The sequence below is a fragment of the Pseudomonas sp. IB20 genome (assembly GCF_009707325.1).
GTDB lineage: Bacteria > Pseudomonadota > Gammaproteobacteria > Pseudomonadales > Pseudomonadaceae > Aquipseudomonas.
On the sequence record NZ_CP046103.1, the window covers coordinates 2,934,832 to 2,956,723 of the forward strand.

Annotated in this window: 21 protein-coding genes and 5 pseudogenes; 13 read left to right on the forward strand and 13 right to left on the reverse strand. The window is 61.1% G+C overall.

The window, feature by feature from the left end; all coding sequences use genetic code 11:
* Positions 1 to 450 precede the first annotated feature (450 nt).
* Positions 451 to 1,281 (reverse strand): IclR family transcriptional regulator, encoded by an 831-nt coding sequence (locus tag GJU48_RS13460; RefSeq protein ID WP_094952029.1) that lies wholly within the window; start codon positions 1,279 to 1,281, stop codon positions 451 to 453.
* Positions 1,282 to 1,521: 240 nt separating this feature from the next.
* On the opposite strand from GJU48_RS13460, the gene GJU48_RS13465 reads away from it, so the two are divergent.
* The 8 genes and pseudogenes from GJU48_RS13465 to GJU48_RS25270 form a co-directional block, all read left to right on the forward strand.
* Entirely contained in the window at positions 1,522 to 2,550 is a 1,029-nt protein-coding gene (locus GJU48_RS13465; protein WP_094952030.1) for an ABC transporter ATP-binding protein, read from the forward strand.
* Positions 2,547 to 3,392, forward strand: a complete 846-nt coding sequence (locus GJU48_RS13470) for an ABC transporter permease (RefSeq protein ID WP_094952031.1) — start codon at positions 2,547 to 2,549, stop codon at positions 3,390 to 3,392. Before GJU48_RS13465 ends, GJU48_RS13470 begins: the two co-directional genes overlap by 4 nt.
* A 4-nt stretch (positions 3,393 to 3,396) precedes the next feature.
* Entirely contained in the window at positions 3,397 to 4,191 is a 795-nt protein-coding gene (locus GJU48_RS13475) for an ABC transporter permease (RefSeq protein WP_094952032.1), read from the forward strand.
* Complete coding sequence (locus GJU48_RS13480) at positions 4,191 to 4,481, forward strand: (2Fe-2S)-binding protein (protein WP_094952033.1); 291 nt, start codon at positions 4,191 to 4,193, stop codon at positions 4,479 to 4,481. Before GJU48_RS13475 ends, GJU48_RS13480 begins: the two co-directional genes overlap by 1 nt.
* Positions 4,478 to 5,821, forward strand: a complete 1,344-nt coding sequence (locus tag GJU48_RS13485) for an FAD/NAD(P)-dependent oxidoreductase (protein WP_094952034.1) — start codon at positions 4,478 to 4,480, stop codon at positions 5,819 to 5,821. Before GJU48_RS13480 ends, GJU48_RS13485 begins: the two co-directional genes overlap by 4 nt.
* A complete protein-coding gene (locus GJU48_RS13490) occupies positions 5,818 to 6,915 on the forward strand; it encodes an NAD(P)/FAD-dependent oxidoreductase (protein ID WP_094952035.1) in 1,098 nt (365 codons plus the stop codon). Before GJU48_RS13485 ends, GJU48_RS13490 begins: the two co-directional genes overlap by 4 nt.
* Before the next feature lie 13 nt (positions 6,916 to 6,928).
* The gene (locus GJU48_RS13495) at positions 6,929 to 7,960 is read left to right on the forward strand and encodes an ABC transporter substrate-binding protein (RefSeq protein ID WP_094952036.1); all 1,032 of its coding nucleotides are present in this window, start codon (positions 6,929 to 6,931) and stop codon (positions 7,958 to 7,960) included.
* Positions 7,961 to 8,265: 305 nt separating this feature from the next.
* A pseudogene (locus GJU48_RS25270) lies at positions 8,266 to 8,391 on the forward strand (DUF393 domain-containing protein); the annotation flags it as partial.
* Here GJU48_RS25270 and GJU48_RS13500 read toward each other — a convergent pair.
* Positions 8,378 to 8,557, reverse strand: a pseudogene (locus GJU48_RS13500) (nicotinate phosphoribosyltransferase); the annotation flags it as partial. The pseudogenes GJU48_RS25270 and GJU48_RS13500 sit on opposite strands and share 14 nt — an antisense overlap.
* 11 nt (positions 8,558 to 8,568) lie before the next feature.
* Positions 8,569 to 9,216 (reverse strand): nicotinamidase, encoded by a 648-nt coding sequence (locus GJU48_RS13505; protein ID WP_094952042.1) that lies wholly within the window; start codon positions 9,214 to 9,216, stop codon positions 8,569 to 8,571.
* A 146-nt stretch (positions 9,217 to 9,362) separates the two neighbouring features.
* Between GJU48_RS13505 and GJU48_RS25275 the strand changes: the two are divergent.
* Positions 9,363 to 9,455 (forward strand): annotated as a pseudogene (locus GJU48_RS25275) (NUDIX hydrolase); the annotation flags it as partial.
* A gap of 158 nt (positions 9,456 to 9,613) precedes the next feature.
* Here the strand turns inward: GJU48_RS25275 and GJU48_RS13515 are convergent.
* Together GJU48_RS13515 and GJU48_RS13520 are read right to left on the reverse strand one after the other, a co-directional pair.
* On the reverse strand, positions 9,614 to 10,387 hold the full coding sequence (locus GJU48_RS13515) for an L-iditol 2-dehydrogenase (protein WP_094953777.1): 774 nt from the start codon (positions 10,385 to 10,387) through the stop codon (positions 9,614 to 9,616).
* 18 nt (positions 10,388 to 10,405) lie between these two features.
* Complete coding sequence (locus GJU48_RS13520) at positions 10,406 to 11,665, reverse strand: ABC transporter substrate-binding protein (protein ID WP_371917720.1); 1,260 nt, start codon at positions 11,663 to 11,665, stop codon at positions 10,406 to 10,408.
* Between the two features lie 261 nt (positions 11,666 to 11,926).
* On the opposite strand from GJU48_RS13520, the gene GJU48_RS13525 reads away from it, so the two are divergent.
* Positions 11,927 to 12,874 (forward strand): AraC family transcriptional regulator, encoded by a 948-nt coding sequence (locus GJU48_RS13525; RefSeq protein WP_094953779.1) that lies wholly within the window; start codon positions 11,927 to 11,929, stop codon positions 12,872 to 12,874.
* Here GJU48_RS13525 and GJU48_RS13530 read toward each other — a convergent pair.
* Positions 12,856 to 13,668 carry an aminoglycoside phosphotransferase family protein gene (locus GJU48_RS13530; RefSeq protein ID WP_094953780.1) on the reverse strand — a complete coding sequence of 271 codons (813 nt, stop codon included), beginning with the start codon at positions 13,666 to 13,668 and terminating at the stop codon, positions 12,856 to 12,858. The two genes, GJU48_RS13525 and GJU48_RS13530, sit on opposite strands and share 19 nt — an antisense overlap.
* A gap of 205 nt (positions 13,669 to 13,873) precedes the next feature.
* On the opposite strand from GJU48_RS13530, the gene GJU48_RS13535 reads away from it, so the two are divergent.
* Together GJU48_RS13535 and GJU48_RS13540 are read left to right on the forward strand one after the other, a co-directional pair.
* Positions 13,874 to 14,821 carry a nucleoside-specific channel-forming protein Tsx gene (locus GJU48_RS13535; RefSeq protein WP_094953781.1) on the forward strand — a complete coding sequence of 316 codons (948 nt, stop codon included), beginning with the start codon at positions 13,874 to 13,876 and terminating at the stop codon, positions 14,819 to 14,821.
* 14 nt (positions 14,822 to 14,835) lie between these two features.
* Positions 14,836 to 15,861, forward strand: a complete 1,026-nt coding sequence (locus tag GJU48_RS13540; RefSeq protein WP_094953782.1) for a purine-nucleoside phosphorylase — start codon at positions 14,836 to 14,838, stop codon at positions 15,859 to 15,861.
* Positions 15,862 to 15,983: 122 nt separating this feature from the next.
* Here the strand turns inward: GJU48_RS13540 and GJU48_RS13545 are convergent.
* From GJU48_RS13545 to GJU48_RS13570, 6 genes and pseudogenes are all read right to left on the reverse strand, one after another.
* Positions 15,984 to 16,317, reverse strand: a pseudogene (locus GJU48_RS13545) (DUF6124 family protein).
* A gap of 442 nt (positions 16,318 to 16,759) precedes the next feature.
* Positions 16,760 to 17,095 (reverse strand): DUF6124 family protein, encoded by a 336-nt coding sequence (locus GJU48_RS13550; RefSeq protein ID WP_094953783.1) that lies wholly within the window; start codon positions 17,093 to 17,095, stop codon positions 16,760 to 16,762.
* Between the two features lie 645 nt (positions 17,096 to 17,740).
* Positions 17,741 to 18,283: pseudogene (locus GJU48_RS13555) on the reverse strand (AraC family ligand binding domain-containing protein); the annotation flags it as partial.
* Positions 18,225 to 18,395: a metallothionein gene (locus tag GJU48_RS13560; RefSeq protein WP_094952965.1), complete on the reverse strand. Its 171-nt coding sequence runs from the start codon at positions 18,393 to 18,395 to the stop codon at positions 18,225 to 18,227. The pseudogene GJU48_RS13555 and the gene GJU48_RS13560, both read right to left, overlap by 59 nt.
* A gap of 88 nt (positions 18,396 to 18,483) precedes the next feature.
* Positions 18,484 to 18,939 (reverse strand): DMT family transporter, encoded by a 456-nt coding sequence (locus GJU48_RS13565; protein ID WP_094952966.1) that lies wholly within the window; start codon positions 18,937 to 18,939, stop codon positions 18,484 to 18,486.
* Between the two features lie 4 nt (positions 18,940 to 18,943).
* Positions 18,944 to 19,432 carry a DMT family transporter gene (locus GJU48_RS13570; protein WP_094952967.1) on the reverse strand — a complete coding sequence of 163 codons (489 nt, stop codon included), beginning with the start codon at positions 19,430 to 19,432 and terminating at the stop codon, positions 18,944 to 18,946.
* Positions 19,433 to 19,549: 117 nt separating this feature from the next.
* On the opposite strand from GJU48_RS13570, the gene GJU48_RS13575 reads away from it, so the two are divergent.
* The gene (locus tag GJU48_RS13575; RefSeq protein ID WP_094952968.1) at positions 19,550 to 20,482 is read left to right on the forward strand and encodes a LysR family transcriptional regulator; all 933 of its coding nucleotides are present in this window, start codon (positions 19,550 to 19,552) and stop codon (positions 20,480 to 20,482) included.
* A gap of 78 nt (positions 20,483 to 20,560) precedes the next feature.
* Here the strand turns inward: GJU48_RS13575 and GJU48_RS13580 are convergent, their stop codons facing one another.
* Positions 20,561 to 21,880, reverse strand: coding sequence for an Nramp family divalent metal transporter (locus tag GJU48_RS13580; RefSeq protein ID WP_094952970.1), 1,320 nt, complete (start codon positions 21,878 to 21,880; stop codon positions 20,561 to 20,563).
* Positions 21,881 to 21,892 lie beyond the last annotated feature (12 nt).

Here is a 21,892-nt window from a genome sequence, read left to right on the forward strand (position 1 = left end):
AGACCGAGTCGTCTGTATCGCAGGCAAGCCAGCTCCCACAGGGGGCGGGTTTACAAGGCAAGGCACGTGGTGTGAGTGAATACGTTTACTGAATGACCGTTAATGTGGGAGCTGGCTTGCCTGCGAAGGGATCACCTCGGTGTATCGGCAAGACCGAGTCGTCTGTATCGCAGGCAAGCCAGCTCCCACAGGGGGCGGGTTTACAAGGCAAGGCACGTGGTGTGAGTGAATACGTTTACTGAATGAACGCGTTAATGTGGGAGCTGGCTTGCCTGCGAAGGATCACTCGGCAAGGCTGAGGAGCGTTTAGCGTCGGCATGGTTTATTACCCGGGTGTTATTTGTTTTACCCGGGTTATATTAGCCATTATCTGGCAGCATGCAAGGTTATTGTGGTGAAACCTCCAAAGGCCGCCACCTATGGACCTGTGGGAGTTGGCAGGCAGATAAGTTACCCCCCGAAGGTTTGTGAAGGCCTGCGCAACGTTGGATCAAACGGATTAATCCTAGGCCCAATCGCCGCGGCCTCGCGTTTGAGCAACTCCACCACCATCGGCAACCGGCTCGGCCCCAAGCGGTCACTGATGGTCGCCACACTCAACGCCGCCACCGCATGGCCATCCCGATTGAGAATAGGCACCGCCAGCCCGGCCATGCCTTCCAGCACGCCAGTGTTACGCGCTGCGTACCCCAGGTTACGCACGCTCTCCACTTCCGAACGCAGCAGCACTTCGTCATACAAGTGAAAATCCTTGAGCCGAGGCAGGTTGTAGCGGATCACCGCCTCACGCTCCTCCTCCGGCAAAAACGCCAGAATCGCCAGGCTGCCCTGCCCCACACCCAACGCGACACGCCCACCGATATCGCCGGTAAACGTGCGGATTGGATACGGTCCCTCGCTGCGGTCCAGGCAGATCGCATCAAAGCCGCTGCGCGCCAACAGGAACAACGAATCGCCCAATGAAGCACTCAGGCGCAACATGCTCGGCCGCACCAGGTCGCGCAGGTTGCCGGTCTTGCCCGCATTCGCCGCCAGTGCGAAGAACTCCAGGCTCAGGCGATAGCGCTTGCTGCGTGCGTCCTGCTCGACCATGCCTTCGTCCATCAGGCTGCGTAACAGGCGGTGAGTGGTGGGCTGGGACAGGCCGACCTGTTGTGCAAGTTGGGTGACCCGCTCGCCGCCCTCGGGCACTTCACCCAGGGTTCGCAGCAGCGCGAACAAACGAGACACGCTGCCCGCCCCGACTTCTTTACCGCCATCATTTCGCTCAGTGGAATCCATAACACCCAATCTCTTTGTAAATTCCGGTGAGTGAATAAATCTTAAAATACTTACTCATTCAGTGAAATTCCATCTTTCGCCCATCCTAGTCTTCGTCCTAATCTGCGTCCACAGGGGCGAAATGAACAACAAATGGCAGCCGACTCGAGATCGAGCGCCAACGCACCCGCAACACCCTTTCGCATCTGCCCAAAACAAAAAAGCGCGTTTCGACGCGACTCAAAAAGGTGGAACGCAGACATGGCATTTCTCCAACTCAACGCCTTGAGCAAACGCTACGGCGCCGTCGATGCGGTGGTCGCCACTGACCTTGCGGTAGAAAAAGGCGAGTTCGTTTCCCTGCTCGGCCCCTCGGGCTGCGGCAAGACCACCACCCTGCAAATGATCGCCGGCTTCGTCGACGTGAGCGGCGGGCAGATCTTGCTCGACGGGCGCGACATCACCCACGCCAAACCCGCCAGCCGTGGCCTGGGCGTGGTGTTCCAGAGCTACGCGCTGTTCCCGCACATGACTGTGCGCGACAACGTCGCCTTCGGTTTGAAGATGCGCAAAGTGCCGGCCGCCGAGATCGCCAGTAAAGTCAAAACCGTGCTGGACCTGGTGCGCCTGGCCCCACACGCCGAGCGTTACCCGCGTGAGCTGTCCGGCGGCCAGCGCCAGCGTGTGGCCTTGGCTCGCGCGCTGGTGATCGAACCGCCGGTGTTGCTGCTGGATGAACCGCTGTCGAACCTCGACGCCAACCTGCGTGAAGAAATGCAGTTTGAAATCCGCCGCATCCAGTGCGCCGTGGGCATCACCACCTTGATGGTCACCCACGACCAGGCCGAAGCCTTGTCCATCAGCGACCGCGTGGTGGTGATGCAGGCCGGGCGCGTGACCCAGATCGACGCGCCTTACAAACTCTACGAACACCCGCGCACGCGCTTCATTTCGGACTTCGTCGGCAAAGCCAACCTGCTGCCGGGCGACTACGACGAATTCGGCGCCCCGCAAGTGCGCCACGCCAGCGGCGACGGCGAGCTGACCCTGAGCCTGCGCCCGGAAAAAATCACCTTGGTGGACGCCGGCAGCGGGCGCGTGCAAGGCAAGGTCCTGGACAGCTACTTCTTCGGCAGCCAGTGGCTGTACCGCATCCACACCACCCTCGGCGAAATCACCGTGGTGCGCAGCAATGACGGCAGCGCGCCGCTCGGTTGCGGCGCTGCCGTGGGCCTGGACTGGCACGCCGGCTTGCTGCGCGTGTTGGCGGTGGATGAGGTGCGCGCATGAGTCGGGGTTATCTGTTGTCGTTGCCGGCCCTGGCGCTGTTTACCGGGCTGTTGATTCTGCCGCTGGTAATGACCCTGGTGCTGTCGTTCAACGTGTTCGACTACCAAGTGGGCGTGAAGGCGGATGAATGGACCTTGGCGCATTACCTGTCGCTGTTCAGTGATTCTTACTTCTACGAGATCTTCTGGCGCACCTTCTGGATCAGCGCGCTGGTGACCTTGCTGTGCGTGGTGATCGGCGTGCCCGAGGCCTACATCCTCAGCCGCATGGGCACGGCGTGGCGCTCGATCTTCCTGATTCTGATCCTCACGCCGCTGTTGATTTCGGTGGTGGTGCGCGCCTTTGGCTGGAGCCTGCTGCTTGGCGCCGACGGGCTGGTCAACCAAGTGATCCAGGCCCTCGGCGGGCGTCCGGTAAAACTGTTGTACACGCCGTTTGCGGTGATCATCGCGCTGGTGCACGTGATGCTGCCGTTCATGATTATTCCGGTGTGGACCTCGCTGCAAAAGCTCGACCCGTCGGCAGAACAGGCGGCGCTGTCGCTGGGTGCGAGCCAGGCCACGGTGATGCGCAAGATCGTGTTGCCGCAAGTCATGCCTGGCGTGTTATCCGGCACCTTGATTGTGTTCGGCCTGGCCGCCAGCTCGTTTGCGATCCCCGGCCTGCTCGGCGGGCGCCGCCTGAAAATGGTCGCCACGGTGGTGTACGACCAGTACCTCTCGGAACTCAACTGGCCCATGGGCGCGACCATCGCGGTGGTGCTGCTGTTGGTCAACCTGCTGATCATGCTGAGCTGGAACCGCATGGTCGAAAGCCGCTACAAAAAGTCCCTGGGGGTTTAAGCGCATGTCCAGAAACGGTCCTTTGGCCCTCGGCTTTCATGGTTTGGTGGTGCTGTTCATGATGGCGCCGCTGGTGGTGGTGTGCCTGGTGGCCTTCACCCCGGAAAACACCTTGAGCCTGCCCACCTCGGGCTTCTCCCTGCGCTGGTTTCGTGCAGTATTCGAGCGTGCCGACTTTATCCAGGCGTTCTATAACAGCCTGATCCTGGCGTTTACCGCCGCCACGTTGGCGACACTGATCGCAGTGCCGGCGGCCCTGGCGATCAGCCGGTATCAATTCCCCGGGCGCAACTTTTTCAGTGCGTTGTTCCTGTCGCCGATCATCATCCCGCACCTGGTGCTGGGTGTGGCGATGCTGCGTTTGTTTGCGCTGATGGGCGTGAATGGCAGCTTTATCTGGCTGATGCTCGCCCACGTGGTGATCATCACCCCGTACGTGCTGCGCCTCGTATTAGCGGCGGCGATTGGCATTGACCGCAGTGCCGAACAAGCGGCGGAGTCGCTGGGTGCCAGCCGCTTTACGCTGTTTCGCCAGATCACCTTGCCGATGATTTTGCCCGGTGTGGCTGGCGGCTGGTTGCTGGCGTTCATCAACAGTTTCGATGAAGTGACCCTGTCGATCTTCGTCAGCTCGCCGGCCACGCAAACCCTGCCGGTGCGTATGTACGTGTACGCCACCGAGTCCATCGACCCGATGATGGCGGCGGTGTCGGCGCTGGTGATTGCGCTGACCGCAGCCACCATGATTCTGCTCGACCGGGTCTACGGCCTGGACCGCGTACTGGTGGGGAAACATTGATGGCGTTGTTCAAACGACTGGCCGAAACCCAGCGCCCTGCCCTGGCCTTCACCCTCGACGGCCAACCGGCCACCGGCTTGCTCGGCGACACCGTGCTGACCGCCGTACTGACCTGCGCCGAGCACCTGCGCGGCAGCGATTTCAGCGCCGAACGCCGCGCCGGTTTCTGCCTGATGGGCGCTTGCCAGGACTGCTGGGTACGGCTTGAAGATGGGCGCCGCGTGCGGGCCTGCTCGACGCTATTAGAAGAAGGCCAGGCAATCAGCCGTGACCCGGGGCGCCAAGCATGAAGCCAATCGTGATCGTGGGCGCAGGCCCGGCGGGAATCAGCGCGGCGCGCACCCTGCTCGACCATGGCATCAAGCCGTGCCTGGTGGATGAAAGCTTGCGTGGCGGCGGGCAGATTTACCGGCGCCAACCGGCCAACTTCCAGCGCTCGGCCAAACAACTGTATGGCTTTGAAGCCAGCAAGGCCGAGGCCGTGCACCGCACAATGGATGCGCTCGCGCCTTTGATCGACTACCGGCCCGAAACCCTGGTGTGGAACGCCGAGGACGGTCGCCTGGACATGTTGAACAACGGCCGCGCCGAGAGCCTCGAGTACGCGCAGATCATCGGCGCCACCGGCGCCACCGACCGCATCCTGCCGGTGCCGGGCTGGACCTTGCCGGGTGTCTACAGCCTGGGCGCGGCGCAAATCGCCTTGAAGTATCAGGGCTGCGCCATCGGTGAGCGCGTGGCGTTTTGCGGCAGCGGACCGTTGCTGTATCTGGTGGCTTACCAATACGCCAAGGCTGGAGCCGAGGTGGTCGCGGTACTCGACAGCGCCCCGTTCAGCGCCCAATGCCGCGCCTTGCCTGCATTGCTGGGGCAACCTGCGACCTTGGCCAAAGGTGTGTATTACCGCGCCTGGCTGACGGCCCACGGGGTTCCCGTGCATCAGGGCGCAACGCTGACACAGATCGACGGCGAGCAACGGGTCAAGGGCATTCGTTGGGGCGAGCACACAGTGCACTGCGATGCCGTGGCCTTCGCCCATGCCTTGCGCAGCGAAACGCAACTGGCGGATTTGCTTGGCTGTGAATTTGCCTGGAACAGCTTGAACCGCGCCTGGTTGCCGGAGCGCGACAGCGCCGGACGCAGCAGCGTCAATGGCGTTTACTTAGCCGGCGACGGTGCCGGGATCATGGGCGCGGATGCAGCGCAGATCGCCGGTGAGCGCGCGGCGCTGGCGGTGCTGGAGGATTGCGGCATTGCTATCGACCAGCGCCGCGCGGCGGTGCTGGAGCAAAAACTGGCAGGCATCCAGCGCTTTCGCCATGGCCTGGAAACCGCCTTCCCTTTTCCTGAACAGTGGGCCGCGCAGGCGCCGGATGAGCTGATGCTGTGCCGCTGCGAAGAAGTCAGCGTCGGCGAGGTGCGCGCGGTGGTGGATGAAGGTCACTGGGAGATCAATCGGGTCAAAGCCCATTGCCGGGTCGGCATGGGCCGCTGCCAGGGCCGTATGTGCGGGCTGGCGGCAGCGGAAATCGTGGCCGAACGCAGTGGGCGCGGGATTGAACACGTCGGCCGCCTGCGTGGCCAGGCACCGATCAAGCCGCTGCCGTTTGGTGTAGAGGTGCAGCCATGATCGACGTGATCGTACTGGGCGGCGGCATCGTCGGCGCTTCGGCAGCCTTGATGCTGGCGCAGAAAGGCCTGCGCGTGGCCTTGGTGGAGCGGGACTTTTGTGGCTCGCATTCCAGTGGCGTCAACTACGGTGGCGTGCGCCGTCAGGGGCGGCCGTTGCATCAGTTGCCATTGTCGCAGCGCGCTCATCAGCTGTGGGCCGACTTGCCGGGGTTGATCGGCATCGACGGTGAGTACGTGCGCTCCGGGCATTTGAAGCTGGCGCGCAGTCATGCGGATTTTGCCGCGTTGCAAGCCTATGCCGAGCAAACCCGTGGCTTTGGCCTGGGTTTGCAACTGTTGGGCTACGCCCAATTACGTGCACGGTTCCCTTGGGTGGGCGATATCGCGGTCGGCGCTTCGCTGTGCCCCGAAGACGGCCACGCCAACCCACGCCTGGTCTCGCCCGCCTTCGCCCGTGCAGCGCGGCGACTCGGCGCCTCGGTCTACGAGCAGGCCGACGTGATTCGCATCGAGCATGACAGCCGCCAATTCCACGTGCACTGCGCCAACGGCCTGCACCTGTACGCACCGTGGCTGCTCAACTGCGCCGGGGCCTGGGCCGGCACCGTCGCCGCACAGTTTGGCGAACCCGTGCCGATGACTGCCGCGCACCCGGCGATGCTGGTGACCGAGCCGCTGCCGGTGGTGATGAACGTCAGCACGGGCGTTGAAGGCGGCGGGATTTATGCGCGCCAAGTCGCCCGTGGCAATTGCATCCTGGGCGGCGGCCGTGGCTTTGCCCTTGGCCCGCTGACAGCGCGTCCAGGGCACGCGGCGGTGCTGGAGATTCTGCGCAACGCCAGCGAGTTGTACCCGTTTCTCAAAGGTGCCCAGGCCATTCGCACCTGGAGCGGCACCGAAGGTTACCTGCCCGATCATGAACCGGTGATCGGCCCCAGCAGCACCCAACCTGGCCTGCTCCACGGTTTCGGCTTTGCCGGTGCCGGGTTCCAGCTCGGCCCCGCGGTCGGTGAAGCCCTGGCAGAGATCGTCTGCAGCGGGGCCAGCCGCCACCCCATCGAAGCGTTTTCCATCCGTCGTTTCCAAGCCTGAGAGGAAAAACCCCATGCACACACGTATCGCGTTGTCCTGCTTGACCCTCGCGTTGCTCGCGACCACCGCCCATGCCGCGCCGACGCTGTACCTGGGCATGAACGGCGGCACCATGGAGCGGGTGTACGCCGACAAGGTGCTGCCCGCGTTCGAAAAGGCCAATAACGTCAAGGTGGTAATCGTGCCCGGCACCTCGTCGGACATCCTCGCCAAGGTCCAGGCCAACAAAGACAACCCACAGATGCACGTGATGTTTCTGGACGACGGCATCATGTACCGCGCCATCTCCATGGGCCTGTGCGACAAACTCGCGCCCAGCGCGCCCCTGGAGCAGATCCCGGCCAAGGCGAAGATCAAGGATGAAGCCGTGGCCGTGACCCTGGGCGTCACCGGCCTGGGTTACAACGCCAAGATGTTCAAGGAAAAAGGCTGGGCCGCGCCTACCTCGTGGATGGACCTGGCCGATCCCCGATTCAAAGACAAGGTGGTGTTCCAATCCCTGGCCTCCTCCACCTTTGGCCTGCACGGCTTTTTGATGTTCAACCGAATCCAGGGCGGCTCTGAAACAGACGTGGAGCCGGGCTTCAAGGCCTGGCCAAAAACCATCGGCCCCAACGTACTGGAATACATCGCCAGCTCGGCGAAGATCTCCGAAATGGTGCAAACCGACGAAGCCGCAATCTTCCCTCTCACCCCGACCCAGGTCACCACGCAAAAACTGCTCGGTATCCCGATGGAATATGCGCAACCCAAGGAAGGCGCAGTGGTGCTCAACGTGGCTGAGTGTGTGATTGCGCGTAATGACCAGCCGGAACTGGCGCAAAAGCTCGCAGCGTTTTTGCTGACCGCGCAAGCCCAGGCGCCGGCGCTGGAAGAAGGCGACCAGATCCCGTCGAACCCGACCACGCCCACCACCGACAAAACCCGCGCGCGGGTGGAGGCGATGCAAGGTTACTTGCAGACGGCGATTTCGATTGATTGGGATCAGGTCAACCAGGCGCGGCCGGAGTGGAATGCGCGCTGGAGTCGCTCGATTGAGCGGTAGTTGGACCTAAAAGACCGAGCCTTCCACCGCTGGGAAGACTCGCAACGCTTCGCTATTTGCCCGCCTTCTGCACGGGCACATTGACCGGCGCACACGCGGGGTACACCCCGCAGAGCGTGAAGTCGCGATAGGCTTTTTGGGTAATCCGGCTCTGGTCACTCCCTGAACGTAAACACCTTCGCACAGCTTGCCGCCACGAACCTTGATATCGAAGGCACCGCCGATCCCTTCACAAAACTGGGATTACCGTCCGAAGCGCGGTGAAAGAACAGTGCCCATTGTCAGTCTGTTTATTTCGGCATATCTTGTGTAAAACTTATACAAGGTCATGGTCGATGTACAATAAAATGAATTGGCCGCTGACGCTGTACTTTGACGGTGAATGCCCGCTGTGTGCGCGCGAAATCAAGCTCCTGGCTCGTCGCGCAGCTGCGGGATCAAGTGGCCGAGCTTTTCCTTGGAGCGGACGATGAAGTTGTACTCCACGTCGACATTCGGGTGCTGGTGCAGCACCGCCTGCATCATGGTGAAGGTGTAGTAGTCGGTGTCGAGCAAGCCCTGGATCACCGGGGATTCGTAGTCGTAGGCACTTTCCATGGTGTTTCTCCTTAACGCGTGGCCATCGCGGCCAGTTCTTCGCGGGTGCTGCTGATGCAGGCACCGGCCTTGAGCAACTCATTCACCGCCTGTACGCCGCCCTCCTCGCTGATACTTCGGCAGGCCGGCAGGTGCAGCACCACTTCCAGGCCGGCCTTGAGCAGTTGCAGGGCGGTGGTCTTGACGCAGTAATCCAGAGCCAGGCCACCGACGATCACGCGACGCACGCCTTGAGCGTTCAGGTACTCGATGACGCCCGTGGACAACTTGTCGTGCAGGTCGTGGTAGCAGGCGCCGTATGGGTGCAGGTCGGGTTCGACGCCTTTCCAGATGAAGTAGTCGTAGTCATACGGGGTCGGCAGTTCGTCCAGCAGGGTAAAACCCTCAGTGCCCGGCACACAGTGGCTGACCCACGTGACATCGGCGTGGGCAAGGCCGGTGGGTTGCAGCATCTCGCTGTGCTGCGTGACCACCCACGGTGCATGTGGGGTGTGCGCGTCTTTGCTGCCGACACGCCGGCCGGACAAGCTGGCCATGTAGTTGAGTTCGGCACCGATCTGGTCACCGCCCGCCACCGGCAATTCGTTGGGGCACAGTGGCGTGAAGCTCTTCTGGGCGTCGACGTCGAATGAAGCGATGGCAGTTTTCGAGAGGGTCATGGTGGTTCTCCGGTGGCCTGGAAACAAAAGTACACGTCATGTACTTTCATTGCAAGAAACATTTGGTTATCTATCCTGGAGCAGGTACATGACATATCTGTTCGATCCGTTAGACTGTGCCCCACCGCTGTTCAGAAGGATTCCACATGCCACTTAGCGCCTACCTCCATACCGTCGACCTGTGCGTGTTGTTCTACTGCCGCGCCTCGGGGGAATTGAAACTGCTGCTGAATAAGCGTAAGGGCGGAACCAATAGCCGCCGTTACCGCAGCAACGGATATGTACTCATACCTACCTAAAACCCCCCTCAAAAACTTAACGCAACACAAAAAGTTGCGCAGATACCCATGGCTATCGCAGGCAAGCCAGCGCCCACATTCTTAATGGAGGCTAGGCTCTAGTTCATCCAGTTGCCGCCATCAACATTGTAGGTCTGGGCAACCACGTAGTCGGCGTCTTTCGACGCAAGAAAGATAGCCATCCCAGTCAAATCCTCCGCTGTGCCCATGCGCCCAAACGGCACCTCAGCCCCAACCCGCTTCTTCTTCTCCCCCGGCGGCAACCCCTCATGCTTGGCAAACAGCGCGTCCACACCATCCCAGTGCTCACCGTCCACCACGCCGGGGGCGATGGCATTGACGTTGATGCCCTGCTTGATCAGGTTCAACCCCGCCGATTGCGTGAGGCTGATCACCGCCGCCTTGGTCGCGCAATAGATCGCCACCAACGGCTCACCCCGCCGCCCGGCCTGGCTGGCCATGTTGATGATCTTACCGCCGTGGCCCTGGCTGATCATCTGCCGGGCGGCAGCCTGCAGGGTAAACAGCGTGCCGGCGACGTTGATCGAGAACAGCCGGTCAAAGCTGTCGCGGGTGATGTCGACGATGGGCGCCAGGTCGAACAGTGCGGCGTTGTTGATCAAGATATCGAGCTTGCCGGCATGGGCTACCACGGCGGCAATCGCGGCGTCGATCGAGGCTTGGTCAGTGACGTCCATTGCTACCGCATAAGCCTGTGGGCCCAGCTCAGCCGCCGTGGCCTGGGCGCGTTGCAAGTTGATATCGGCGATGGCAACGGTTGCGCCTTCAGCGATGTAGGCCTGGGCAAAGGCGCGGCCGATGCCGCGCGCCGATCCGGTGATCAGCGCGCTCTTACCTTCGAGTTGTTTCATGGTGGTGTCCTGTAGAAATTATTTCGGGTAGCCGGCGCGTTTCATCTCGCGTTCGGTGGTGGACTGCGCTTGGAGCAACGCCTGATCCACCGTCATGCCACCGGTGAGCGCCGCCGAAAACAGCTTGCCGACGGAGGTGCCGATAGCCTGAAATTCCGGGATGGTCACGTACTGGATGCCGACGTACGGCACCGGCTTGGCCGACGGGTGCGCAGGGTCGGCGTGCTTCATCATCTCCAGCGTCACCTGGGCAAACGGCGCGGCTTTCAAGTAAGCCTCGTTGTAGGTGGACTGGCGGGTGCCTGGCGGTACGTTGGTGATGCCTTCTTTATCGGCGACCAATTGGATGTAGTCCTTGGAGGTCGCCCAGGCGATGAACGCCTTGGCGGCGTCTTTGTGCTTGGAGGTGGCGGGAATCGCCAGGGACCAGGCGTAGAGCCACGAAGAGCCTTTGTCGGTGACTTCGGTCGGGGCGGCGGCAAAGCCTACGTCGTCGGCGACTTTGCTTTGGCTCTTGTCGGTGGTGAAGGAGCCGGCGACGCTGGCGTCCACCCAGATCGCGCATTTGCCACTGTTGAACAGCGCCAGGGTCTCGTTGAAACCATTACTGGAAACGCCCGGTGGGCCGTAGTTTTTCAGGGTATTGACGTAATAGTTGGCCGCCGCCGTCCACTCGGGGCTGGTCAATTCAGGCTTCCACTGTTCGTCGAACCAGCGCGCGCCGAAGGCGTTGGCCATGGTGCTCAACAAGGCGATGTTCTCGCCCCAGCCGGCCTTGCCGCGCAGGCACATGCCGTATTGGCCTTTGTCCTTTGCGGTGAGCTTGGCGGCGAATTCGCCGAGCTGGGTCCAGGTCGGGTGCGCAGGCATGCTCAGCCCTGCTTGTTTGAACAAGTCGGTGCGGTAGTAGGTGACCGTGCTTTCGCCGTAGAACGGCAAGGCATAGAGGGTATCGTTGACCGACAGGCCCTGGCGCACCGACGGGAAGATATCGTCGGCGTCGTAGTCGGCCGGCAGTTGCGTCAGCGGCTCCAACCAGTGCTTGGCGCCCCACAAGGGGGTTTCGTAGGTGCCGATGGTCAGCACATCGAACTGCCCGCCCTGGGTGGCGATGTCGGTGGTGAGGCGCTGGCGCAGCACGTTTTCTTCGAGCACCACCCAGTTGAGCTTGATGTCCGGGTGCTGCTGCTCGAATACTTTGGACAGGCGCTGCATGCGGATCATGTCGCTGTTGTTGACCGTGGCGATGGTCACGGTGTCGGCGGCGTAGCTGGGCATGGCCACGGCCAGACCAGACAGCAAGAACACTGCGTGTGGGAGCTTGAACATGGCGGTTTCCACCTGTTGTTTTTGTTGTTGAGCGCCGATTACAGCAGCTTGGCCAAGCCCTCACAAACGCATGGCGAATGCACGGCTGATACTTTTTTAACCGAGGACGGCGGATCAAAAAAGTACCAGTGCCGGGCGAAACCAGGAGTAGCGCACCGGTGACCAACCCGCGTATTTTGAGCAGATTCCACAAATAGAAGAGGCATCACCATGCCCATCAGCCGCGCCAAACTGTTCGAACACCGCCCTGCCGAACTCGAAGTCATCCTGCCCGAGCCGGATCACTGTTTCCGCTGGTTCGAACATGACTACCCGTACGACCTGGCGCGCTGGAACCACCACCCCGAGTTCGAAATCCACCTGATCCGCCAAGGCAGCGGCAAGCTGGTGGCGGGTGACTACATCGGCGCGTTCAGCGCCGGGCATGTCGCGCTGATCGGTCCGGACCTGCCCCACGACTGGATCGGCGACCTGGCCCCCGGCGAATACCTGACCGGGCGCGACGTAGTCCTGCAATTCGACGGCGCCGCCCTCCTCGCCCTGCGCAAAACCCTGCCGGAACTCGGCGACTTGCAGCCGCTGTTCGAACACGCCCGTCGCGGCCTTCAATTTCGCGGCGACACCGCCGTGCAGGCCGCGCGCTTGATGGAGGGCATCGGCAAGGCCCACGGCCTGCAACGGCTGATCCTGTTCCTGCAGCTGCTCGACATGCTGAAAAACGCCCCCGCACCGCACGTGCAAGCGCTGGCCAGCCCTTGCTACGCTCCGACACTGGACGCGCGCAGCGCCGAGCGCATCAACAAAGCCTTCGATTACTTGATGCGCGAGCTGACCGGCGACTTACGCCTGTCGGTCATCGCGCAACAGCTGGAGATGAGCGAGCCGGGCTTCTCGCGCTTCTTCAAGCGCAACACCGGCCACGGGTTTATCGACCTGATGCGCAAGTTCCGCGTGCAACGTGCCTGCCGGTTGTTGCTGCAAAGCGACATGTCGGTGGCAGATATCTGCTTTGAAGTGGGCTACGCCAACCTGTCCAACTTCAACCGGCATTTTCGCATCGAGATGAACCAGACGCCGAGCGAGTATCGGCGCGAAACGGCGATGCATTTGTTTAATCGCATCGCTGAGCAGCCATCGCCCTACACCGTCGGCCATTGAGCCAACGCGCGTTGCGCCAGGCGGGCGACTTCAAAGCCAATGGCTGCGCGCTGGCGCTCTCCATCTTCAAGGAACCACGCTGCGGACAGACCTGCATGGGCCAACACCCATTGCAGCAGGCGCGGGCGCGCGAGGTTGGCAGCCTGGGCAATCACCTCGACCTGCCGGGTGAAACGCAGCGGGTCGTGGCAGGTCGGCAAATCCGGGTTGCAGATCAGGTTGGCATAGTCGTAACCGCGCTCGCCGATGACGCGCTTTGGATCAATCGCCAGCCAGCCGCGAGCACCGAAGTCGAGAATATTGTCGTGATGGATATCACCGTGCAGCACCACGACATCCTGTGGCGCCGCCAACAGTGCACGGGCCATCGCTGCGCAGTCGCGCAACACGCCGCCGTTGTCATCAGCGGCCGTCCACAAGGACTGGAACCGGGTTTGCAGGGGCACTAACCCTGGCGGCGGCGATGGGCGTGACGCATGCAACCGGGCAACCGTGGCGCAGGCGATCTGGCTGGCTTGATCATCCTGCCCATTGAGGGCCATGCGCATCAGGGAGCCTGGGCCGATGGCCCGCTCCATCAGCAACACCGTGTCGTCATGGGCATACACCTGCGCGGCACCCTCGCCCGCCCACCAGCTCATCAGCCGGCCACCGAGTTGCTCTTCAGCGGTGTGCGCCATTTTCAACATTGCCGGCCGGCCTTGCCAACGCACGGGCAACAGGTGGCTGCCGGGCGTCACCACAGGATCGCCATCAACGGTCAGGTTCCAGGATTGCAGGTAGCGTTCGAACATTCTTGTGACTCCTCGGTTTTGCCTACAAAAATGACACCCAATCATTTTTGATCAAAAGGTCGACTAATTACGCCTTTTTCCATGTCATTCAAGCCATTGAGAAAAGTTGGTACAGCCTGTGCAAACGTTTGCGGGACGAACTTGGTAGGCAAGTTCACTGTTGCCCGAGAAATCGGGTCAAACCGCGTACGAATAGGGATTTTCCATGCACCTCACCTCAAGGCATCCTGCTTTCTTTGGTGTTTCCTTGCTACTGGCAGCCGTTACGGGAGTACTCAGCGCACCCATTTTGGCGCAGGAGAAACCCGCCGATGACTCAGCACAGGGCGAAACCCTGGCTCCCGAAGCCAGCCCGACGAAAAAAGGCGTGTATATGTCGGACTGGTTCAACCAGGACCTGACGCTGATCGGCAGTAAAGACATCAGCTTCGGCCCCAAACCGCAAGATGACGTGTACCTGGAATACGAGTACTTCGGCCGTAAAGGCCCGTTCGAGCTGTACGGCTATATCGACGTGCCGAAGATTCTCGGCATCGGTAACAGTAATGACAAGGGCGCATGGGACCATGGCTCGCCGGTATTCATGGAGCACGAGCCGCGTATCTCCATCGATTACCTGGCCGGTCGCAGCCTGGCTATCGGCCCGTTCAAGGAATGGTATGTGGCGTTTGACTGGATCTACGACCACGGCAGCAACAAATCGAACCGCGCCAACACCCTGTACAGCGGCTTGGGTACCGACATCGACACCCACTCGCGGGTCAACCTGTCGGCCAACTTCTATGGGCGCTACCAGTGGGAAAACTATGGCGCGAGCAATGAATACCAGTGGGACGGCTACCGCGCACAAATGAAGTACATCGTGCCCATCGGCAAGTTCGACAACGGTGCTTCGCTGACCTACATCGGCTTCACCAACTACGATTTCGGCTCGGACCTGCACAAGGACAACCCGGCGCGCACCGCTAATTCCGTGGTGGCCACCAACGTGCTGCTGTACTCGTTCACTCACCTGCGCTTCTCCCTGGTCGGCCGTTACTTTCATAACGGCGGCAACTGGGAAGATGGCAGCGAGCTGAATTTCGGCGAAGGCAACTTCCGCGCTCGCTCCGATGGCTGGGGCTACTACGCCGGTGTCGGCTACCAATTCTGATCAAGGAGTATTAGATGAACGTGTTTACTCGTCTCTCGCTGGCTGTCGGCGTGGCTCTGTTGCCCCACGTGGTATTGGCGGACACCGCGCCGATCAAGCCCAAAGTGATGCTGATCACCATGTTCGCCCCCGAGGCGCAAACCTGGATCGATCGCCTGGAACTCAAGCAGGAGGTGCGCGTGCCGGGCCTCTCCGCCGAATACCCAGTGATCCGCTGCAACACCCAGGACGTGTGCCTGCTGGTCACCGGCATGGGCCAGACCAACGCCGCCGCCTCGACCCTCGCCTTGGCGTTGTCGCCCAAGTTTGATTTGCGCCAGAGCTACTTTTTGATCGCCGGGATCGCTGGCATCAGCCCAAAACACGGCACCATCGGCACCGCCGCCTGGGCGCATTACTTGGTGGAATTCGGCACCCAGTGGGAAATCGATTCGCGTGATGCGCCTAAAGATTGGCCGACCGGTTACATCGGCATCAATACCAAAGGCCCCAACGAAAAACCGCCGTTGGACTACAAGACCGAAGTGTTTGAGCTCAACCCCAAGCTGCAAGCCAAGGCGTTTGCCCTGTCGCACAAGGTTGAACTGAGCGAGAGCAAGGAATCCAGCGCCTGGCGCAAACACTACCCGGCCGCCCCGGCCAACCAGCCACCGCAAGTCACCCGCTGCGACACCCTGGCGGGCAACACCTGGTTCTCCGGCACGCGCCTGAGCGAGCGCGCCGAAGTCTGGACCAAGTTACTCACCGACAACAAAGGCGAGTACTGCACCACCCAGCAGGAAGACAACTCCACCTACGAAGCCCTGCTGCGCGCCAGCCGCGAAGGCCTGGTGGATATCCAGCGCCTGGCCGTGGTGCGTGCCGGCTCGGACTTCGACCGGCCGTACCCTGGCTACAGCGAAGTGGACAACTTGCTGAAATACGCCGACCAAGGCGGGTTTGTGCCGGCGCTGGAGAACCTGTATCGCACCGGTAATCCGTTGGTTCAAGCGATTCTGAAGAACTGGTCCGCCTGGGAAAAAGGCGTTCCCGAGGCCTGATAAAAGTCAAAATGTGGGAGCGGGCTTGCCCGCGAATGCGGTATTTCAGTCAACCTTTCTGTGACTGACCCACCGCTTTCGCGAGCAAGCCCGCTCCCACAGTTTTGACCGCGTGAAAGTCGTTATGCCGCCGGATGGGCCACATTCAGAGCCTTATCCACCAACAGTGCACCCCTTCCACATCCGGCAGATGCCCAGCGCGACATTACGTTGCGAGCCTTCGATTTCAAACGCCATATGGTTGGCAATCTCGCTGATGGACGCCAGGTCCTGGGACGCATTGACCAGCAAGGTTTCCGTGCCCAGATCGGCACGCACGCTGAAGAGCCCGTCGGTCGGTTCGGGGATTGGTTTTCCAGGGTTGAGGTAGTGGTTGATCGCGCGGTAGGCCACTTCGTGCAGGGTGCTTGTGTCGAAGTCTTTTTGGCCGGGGGGATTTGGGCTGTCTTTGATCATGGTGGAACTCCTGGTAGTGGAGCTGCCATCACTCGCGGTCAAACGAAGTGGGGTGGCAGCTGAACGCGGGTTGACCGACCGGAACCAGGGATCCGGCATACCCGAAGGTATCCCGCGCACAGCTGCCGCGACACGATACATCAAGCGTAGAAAAAACGCCTGATATAGGTCTTGGGTGCTGTAGCGCGCTGGTTTAGTCGGACGGTCAAATCCGGTCACTGAACGGTCAGCGACGGCAGTGAGGTTAGTCAGCCGCCTTCCGAGCGACAACCTGAAACCCTTGTAGGAAACCTCCGAGCCAAACTCGATCCCAAAGCCCTGTGAAGATCAAACTGTGGGAGCGGGCTTGCCCGCGATGGCGGCCCATCAGGTAAAAAATTGTTGGCTGACCCACCGCTTCGCGAGCAAGCCCGCTCCCACAGTTTTGACCGCGTGAAAGTCGTTATGCCGCCGGATGGGCCACATTCAGAGCCTTATCCACCAACAGTTGCACCCCTTCCAGCATCCGGCAGATGCCCAGCGCGACATTACGTTGCGAGCCTTCGATTTCAAACGCCATATGGTTGGCAATCTCGCTGATGGACGCCAGGTCCTGGGACGCATTGACCAGCAAGGTTTCCGTGCCCAGATCGGCGCGCACGCTGAAGAGCCCGTCGGTCGGTTCGGGGATTGGTTTTCCAGGGTTGAGGTAGTGGTTGATCGCGCGGTAGGCCACTTCGTGCAGGGTGCTTGTATCGAAGTCTTTTTGGCCGGGGGGATTTGGGCTGTCTTTGATCATGGTGGAACTCCGTCGACAAGTTGAGCTGCCAACGCTCGCGGTCAAGCGAGTTAAGGTGGCAGCTGTACGCGGGTTGACCGACCGGTTGTCAACGAACCCGGCATACCCGAAGGTATCCCGCGCACAACTGCCGCGACACAATACCTCAGGCATAAAAAAAACGCCTGAGATAGGTACAGGGCGTAGCGTTTCGTTAACAAGATCGGACGGTCAAATCCGGTCGCTGAATTGGCAGCGACGGCAGTGAGGTTAGTCAGCCGCCTTCCGAGCGACAACCTGAAACCCTTGTAGGAAACCTCTGATCGAGAACGCCTCCTGAAACCCAGTGAAGATCAAACTGTGGGAGCGGGCTTGCCGCGAGGCGGCCCATCAGGTAAAAAATTGTTGGCTGACCCACCGCCATCGCAGGCAAGCCAGCTCCCACAGTTTTGACGGTGTTAGGGCAGGGAAATGAGCTTGTCTGCACTGCCTTTGTTCACTTCCTCATACGGCGCGCCCGCTGCAATTCCAACAGGGCCAAGCCGACCACAGCGTCGTAGTAAGCGCTTGACCCACCGCCATCGCAGGCAAGCCAGCTCCCACAGTTTTGACGGTGTTAGGGCAGGGAAATGAGCTTGTCTGCACTGCCTTTGTTCACTTCCTCATACGGCGCGCCCGCTGCAATTCCAACAGGGCCAAGCCGACCACAGCGTCGTAGTAAGCGCTATCGCCGTTGTCGCCCTGATCGACCAAGGTCACGATCAGCTCACGCAACAGCCCACCGACTTCAATCATCTGCACCTGGCTGTCCAACGTCGCCGCCAAAGCCGGGCGCAGGTAGATATTGCGCATCTGCAAGTCGCAGACCACGCGAATGCCGTGCTCCACGCCCGGAGGCAGCCACACCGCGCGTTGCGGCGGTACAACCAAGGCTTCCCGAGGTGTTTCGACCCACATCACGCCGCTCATGGCGTAGAGCAACTGGCCCCAGTCGTGGCTATGGGGTTCTACGTACAACCCACGCGGGTAGGTGCGCGCCAGGGGTTGCACAGGCACGGCGTGATCACTGAGGTCGGGGGGAGTGAACAGCACATCAATCAAGGGGGAGCGGCCATGGTAATGACCGCCACCCGATAATCCGAGAGGATTTTTAGCCGTTGGCGGACTTGGCGCACTCACAGCCCGTCGCCGCTGCGCACGGCTCACCATGCGCATGGTGCTCGGCGCAGCCCTGGCAGCAATAGCCCTTACCGTCCTTCATTACCGCGTCGGCGCCGAGTACACATTTGCAGTGTGGGCAGGCACAGGTTGTATCTGGCATGGTTAGACTCCTTTTTCATGGTCGTCCAGGTGTTGCGAACGCAGCACCTTAACCAATGACTCCCGGCAAGGCGCCAAGGTTCAGCCCGTTAATCGGCCTGACGAGTATTGCTGCGGTACATGAACACCAGCGCCAGGGCCAAGCAGAGCATCGCCACGATACGGCTGCCCGACAGTTCGATGGCCGGGTTACCGAGCCAGCCGAAGTTATCGATCAGCATGCCCATGCCCAACTGCCCGACGATCACCGCGACGGTCGCCACCGCCGTACCGACGATAGGCACCGCGCCGACCATCACCATCATGTACACCACGCCAAACAGCGCCCCGGTCAGTTGCCATTTGGGCACATCCAGCAGGCTGACGGCCTGGGCGGGCTCAAAGAAGAAAATCAGCAGCGCAGTGGTGATCGCGCCCACTGCGAAGGTCAGCAAACTGCTGCGCAACACACCTACAGCCTGGCCCAAGCGACCGTTGATGGCCGCTTGCACACTCAGCACCGCGCCGGCGGCAATCACCAGCACCAATAACAGAATCAAATTCATCGCCTTACCCTCGCGCTATCAAAACAAGTGCCGCCACAATCAACGCCAGGGCTATCCAGCGCTCGCCATTGACGCGCTTGCGCGCCGTGCCGAACCAGCCAAAATGGTCGATCAACACACTCTTGCCTACCTGGCCCGACAGAATCGCGATCATGGTCATGGCGATACCGATATGAGGCGTGGCCAAGGTCAACACCACCACGTACATCGGCCCCAGGAACCCGCCGATCAGCTGCCAGCGCGGCAGGTCAGTCAGTGCTGGGCCCTTTTGCGGGCCGCTGAACAGCAGCAGCAAAAACAGGATCGCCGTGCCCACGCCAAAGATGCTCAAGGTCGCCCACAAGTGGCCCACCTGTACACCCAGCGGCCCGAGCAAACCGGCCTCCACCGACAGGCCCATGCCCGCCAGAATCACCAGCGGCAACAACAGTAGCCGTAGAAGGTTTTTTTTCGGCGTGGCCTGCGCCACGCCTTCGATTGAACTTGCCTGCATACATCACCTGCGCTTCAAGAACTGAACATGGCGCGCATTATCCGGTGGCCGTGCTGTGCGATAAATGGGAGCATGCGGATAACACCTTTGCGCATTACGCACAGCTTGGAGACCATGATGCAGGGCTTGAATGAATTGAGTTTCAAGGCGTTGCGCCTGTTTGTCGCCGTGCTGGATCACGGCAGTTTTTCCGAAGTTGCGCGCCGCGAAAGCCTGGCGCCCTCCTCCATTTCTCGGCAGATCCAGCTGATGGAGCAGGCACTCGGCCAACAGTTGCTGTACCGCCACACCCGCGCCGTCAGCCCTACCGAAGCCGGGCGCCTGCTCGGGCATCACGCGCGCTTGATGCTGGAACAACTGGAAACAGCCGGCCAAGCCTTGCAGGAACAGGAAAGCGAACCCAGCGGCCTGGTGCGCATCAATGCGCCGATGGTGTTCGGCCAGCGCCACCTGTCACCGTGGCTGGGCGCGTTGTGTCGGCGCTACCCCAAGTTGCAACTGGATATCCAGCAAACCGACACCTACGTCGACCCGCTGCAAGACGGCACCGACCTGCTGTTTCGCATCGGCGTGCTCAACGACTCGGGCATGCAGGCGCGCATCTTCGCGCCCCAGCGTTTTCGCCTCGCCGCCAGCCCTGCCTACCTGGCCCGCCATGGCACACCGCGCCACCCCGACGAACTGGTCAACCACCAGTGCCTGGCTTACAAAGGCATCACCGGCCAGCAACGTTGGTTCTTCCGTCGCGACCAAGGCGACTGGACGCCCTACAGCGTCAAAGGCCCAATCACCGGCAACCACGCCGACACCCTCACCCACGCAGCGGAGCAAGGCCTGGGGCTGGTGGTGTTTCCCTCCTGGCTGATCGGCGAAGGCTTGCGCGCAGGCACCTTGCAGGCGGTGCTGACCGAATACGACGTGGCGACAACGCTGGAGCCGCAGCAGATTGCCGCGTTGTGGCCGGGCAGCCGACGCCTGTCGCTGAAGGTGCGCACGGTGATTGATTACTTTGTGGAGTGTTTTGGGACGGTGCCTTATTGGGACAGATGAGCGGTCTCGATCACTCTGAACAGCGGGTGTCAGGTAAAAAAGCTTGTGTTGAGGGCGCCTTTTGACCTGAACATCCGATCAGAACAACCACTGCCCAATCAACCACGCATTCGCCCCACTGATCACCGCGAACAGAAACCACGCCAAAAGCCGCGTGGGCAGGCGGTTAACAAACGGCCCCATCAGTTGCTTGTCATCGGTCATGCGAATCAGCGGGTACAGTGCGAACGGCAACTGCAGGCTGAGGACCACCTGGCTGAGAATCAGCAGTTTGCCGATAGCATCGTCGCCCATCAGCCACACCCCGAGAAACGCCGGGATCAGTGCCAGGCCACGGGTGATCAGGCGTCGCTGCCAGCACGGAATACGCAGGTTGAGGTAACCCTCCATGATCACCTGCCCGGCAATGGTGCCGGTAAACGTCGAACTCTGCCCGGAAGCCAGCAAGGCGATACCGAACAGGATACTGGCGAAGGCGCCGCCCACCAGTGGGTCGAGCAGGTGGTAAGCATCCTGGATCTCGACCACGTCGGTATGGCCGGTCTTGTAGAAAGCCGCAGCGGCCAGCACCAGGATCGCAGCGTTGACCAGCAAGGCCAGGGCCAGGGAGCCGATGGTGTCGATACGCGCCAGCTTGACCGCGTCCTGTTTACTGGCGAGGTCTTTGCCAATCAGGCGGGTTTGCACAATGGAGCTGTGCAGGTAGAGGTTATGCGGCATCACCGTGGCACCGAGTATGCCGATGGCCAGGTACAACGGCGCAGCATCGCTGATGGCCGACAGTGACGGGGTGAAACCACCGAGCACGTCCGGCCAGTAAGGCTTGATCAGCACCAGTTCGATAAAGAAGCACACGCCGATGGTTGCGACCAGCGCCAGCATGATCGCCTCGAGACGCCGGAAGCCGCGGTTTTGCAGGGCCAGGATCAACAGTGTGTCGAACGCGGTAATGACAATGCCGGTGGTCAGCGACACGCCCAGCAACAGGTGAAACGCCAGGGCGCAACCGAGCACTTCGGCAAGGTCGGTGGCGATGATCGAGATCTCGGCCAGCAGCCACTGCGTACGCGCCGAGCGTTTGCTGTAGCGCTCGCGGCACAGCTGCGCCAGGTCTTTACCGGTGGCGATGCCCAACCGCGAACACAAGCATTGCACCGCCATGCCTGCCAGGCTGGCCAGCAGTACCACGAATAACAGGCTGTAGCCGTAGCGTGAACCGGCCTCGATGGCTGTCGCCCAGTTGCCGGGGTCCATGTAGCCGATAGAGATCAGCAGGCCGGGGCCGGCGAACATCAGTGCTCGTTTGAAAAACGAAGCCTTGGGGTCAACGACAACGGAGCCGGCCACTTCCGGCGGGCAGAACGGGGCGGTAGCGATTTTCGGCAGGCTGAATTTCACGCGGTATCCCAG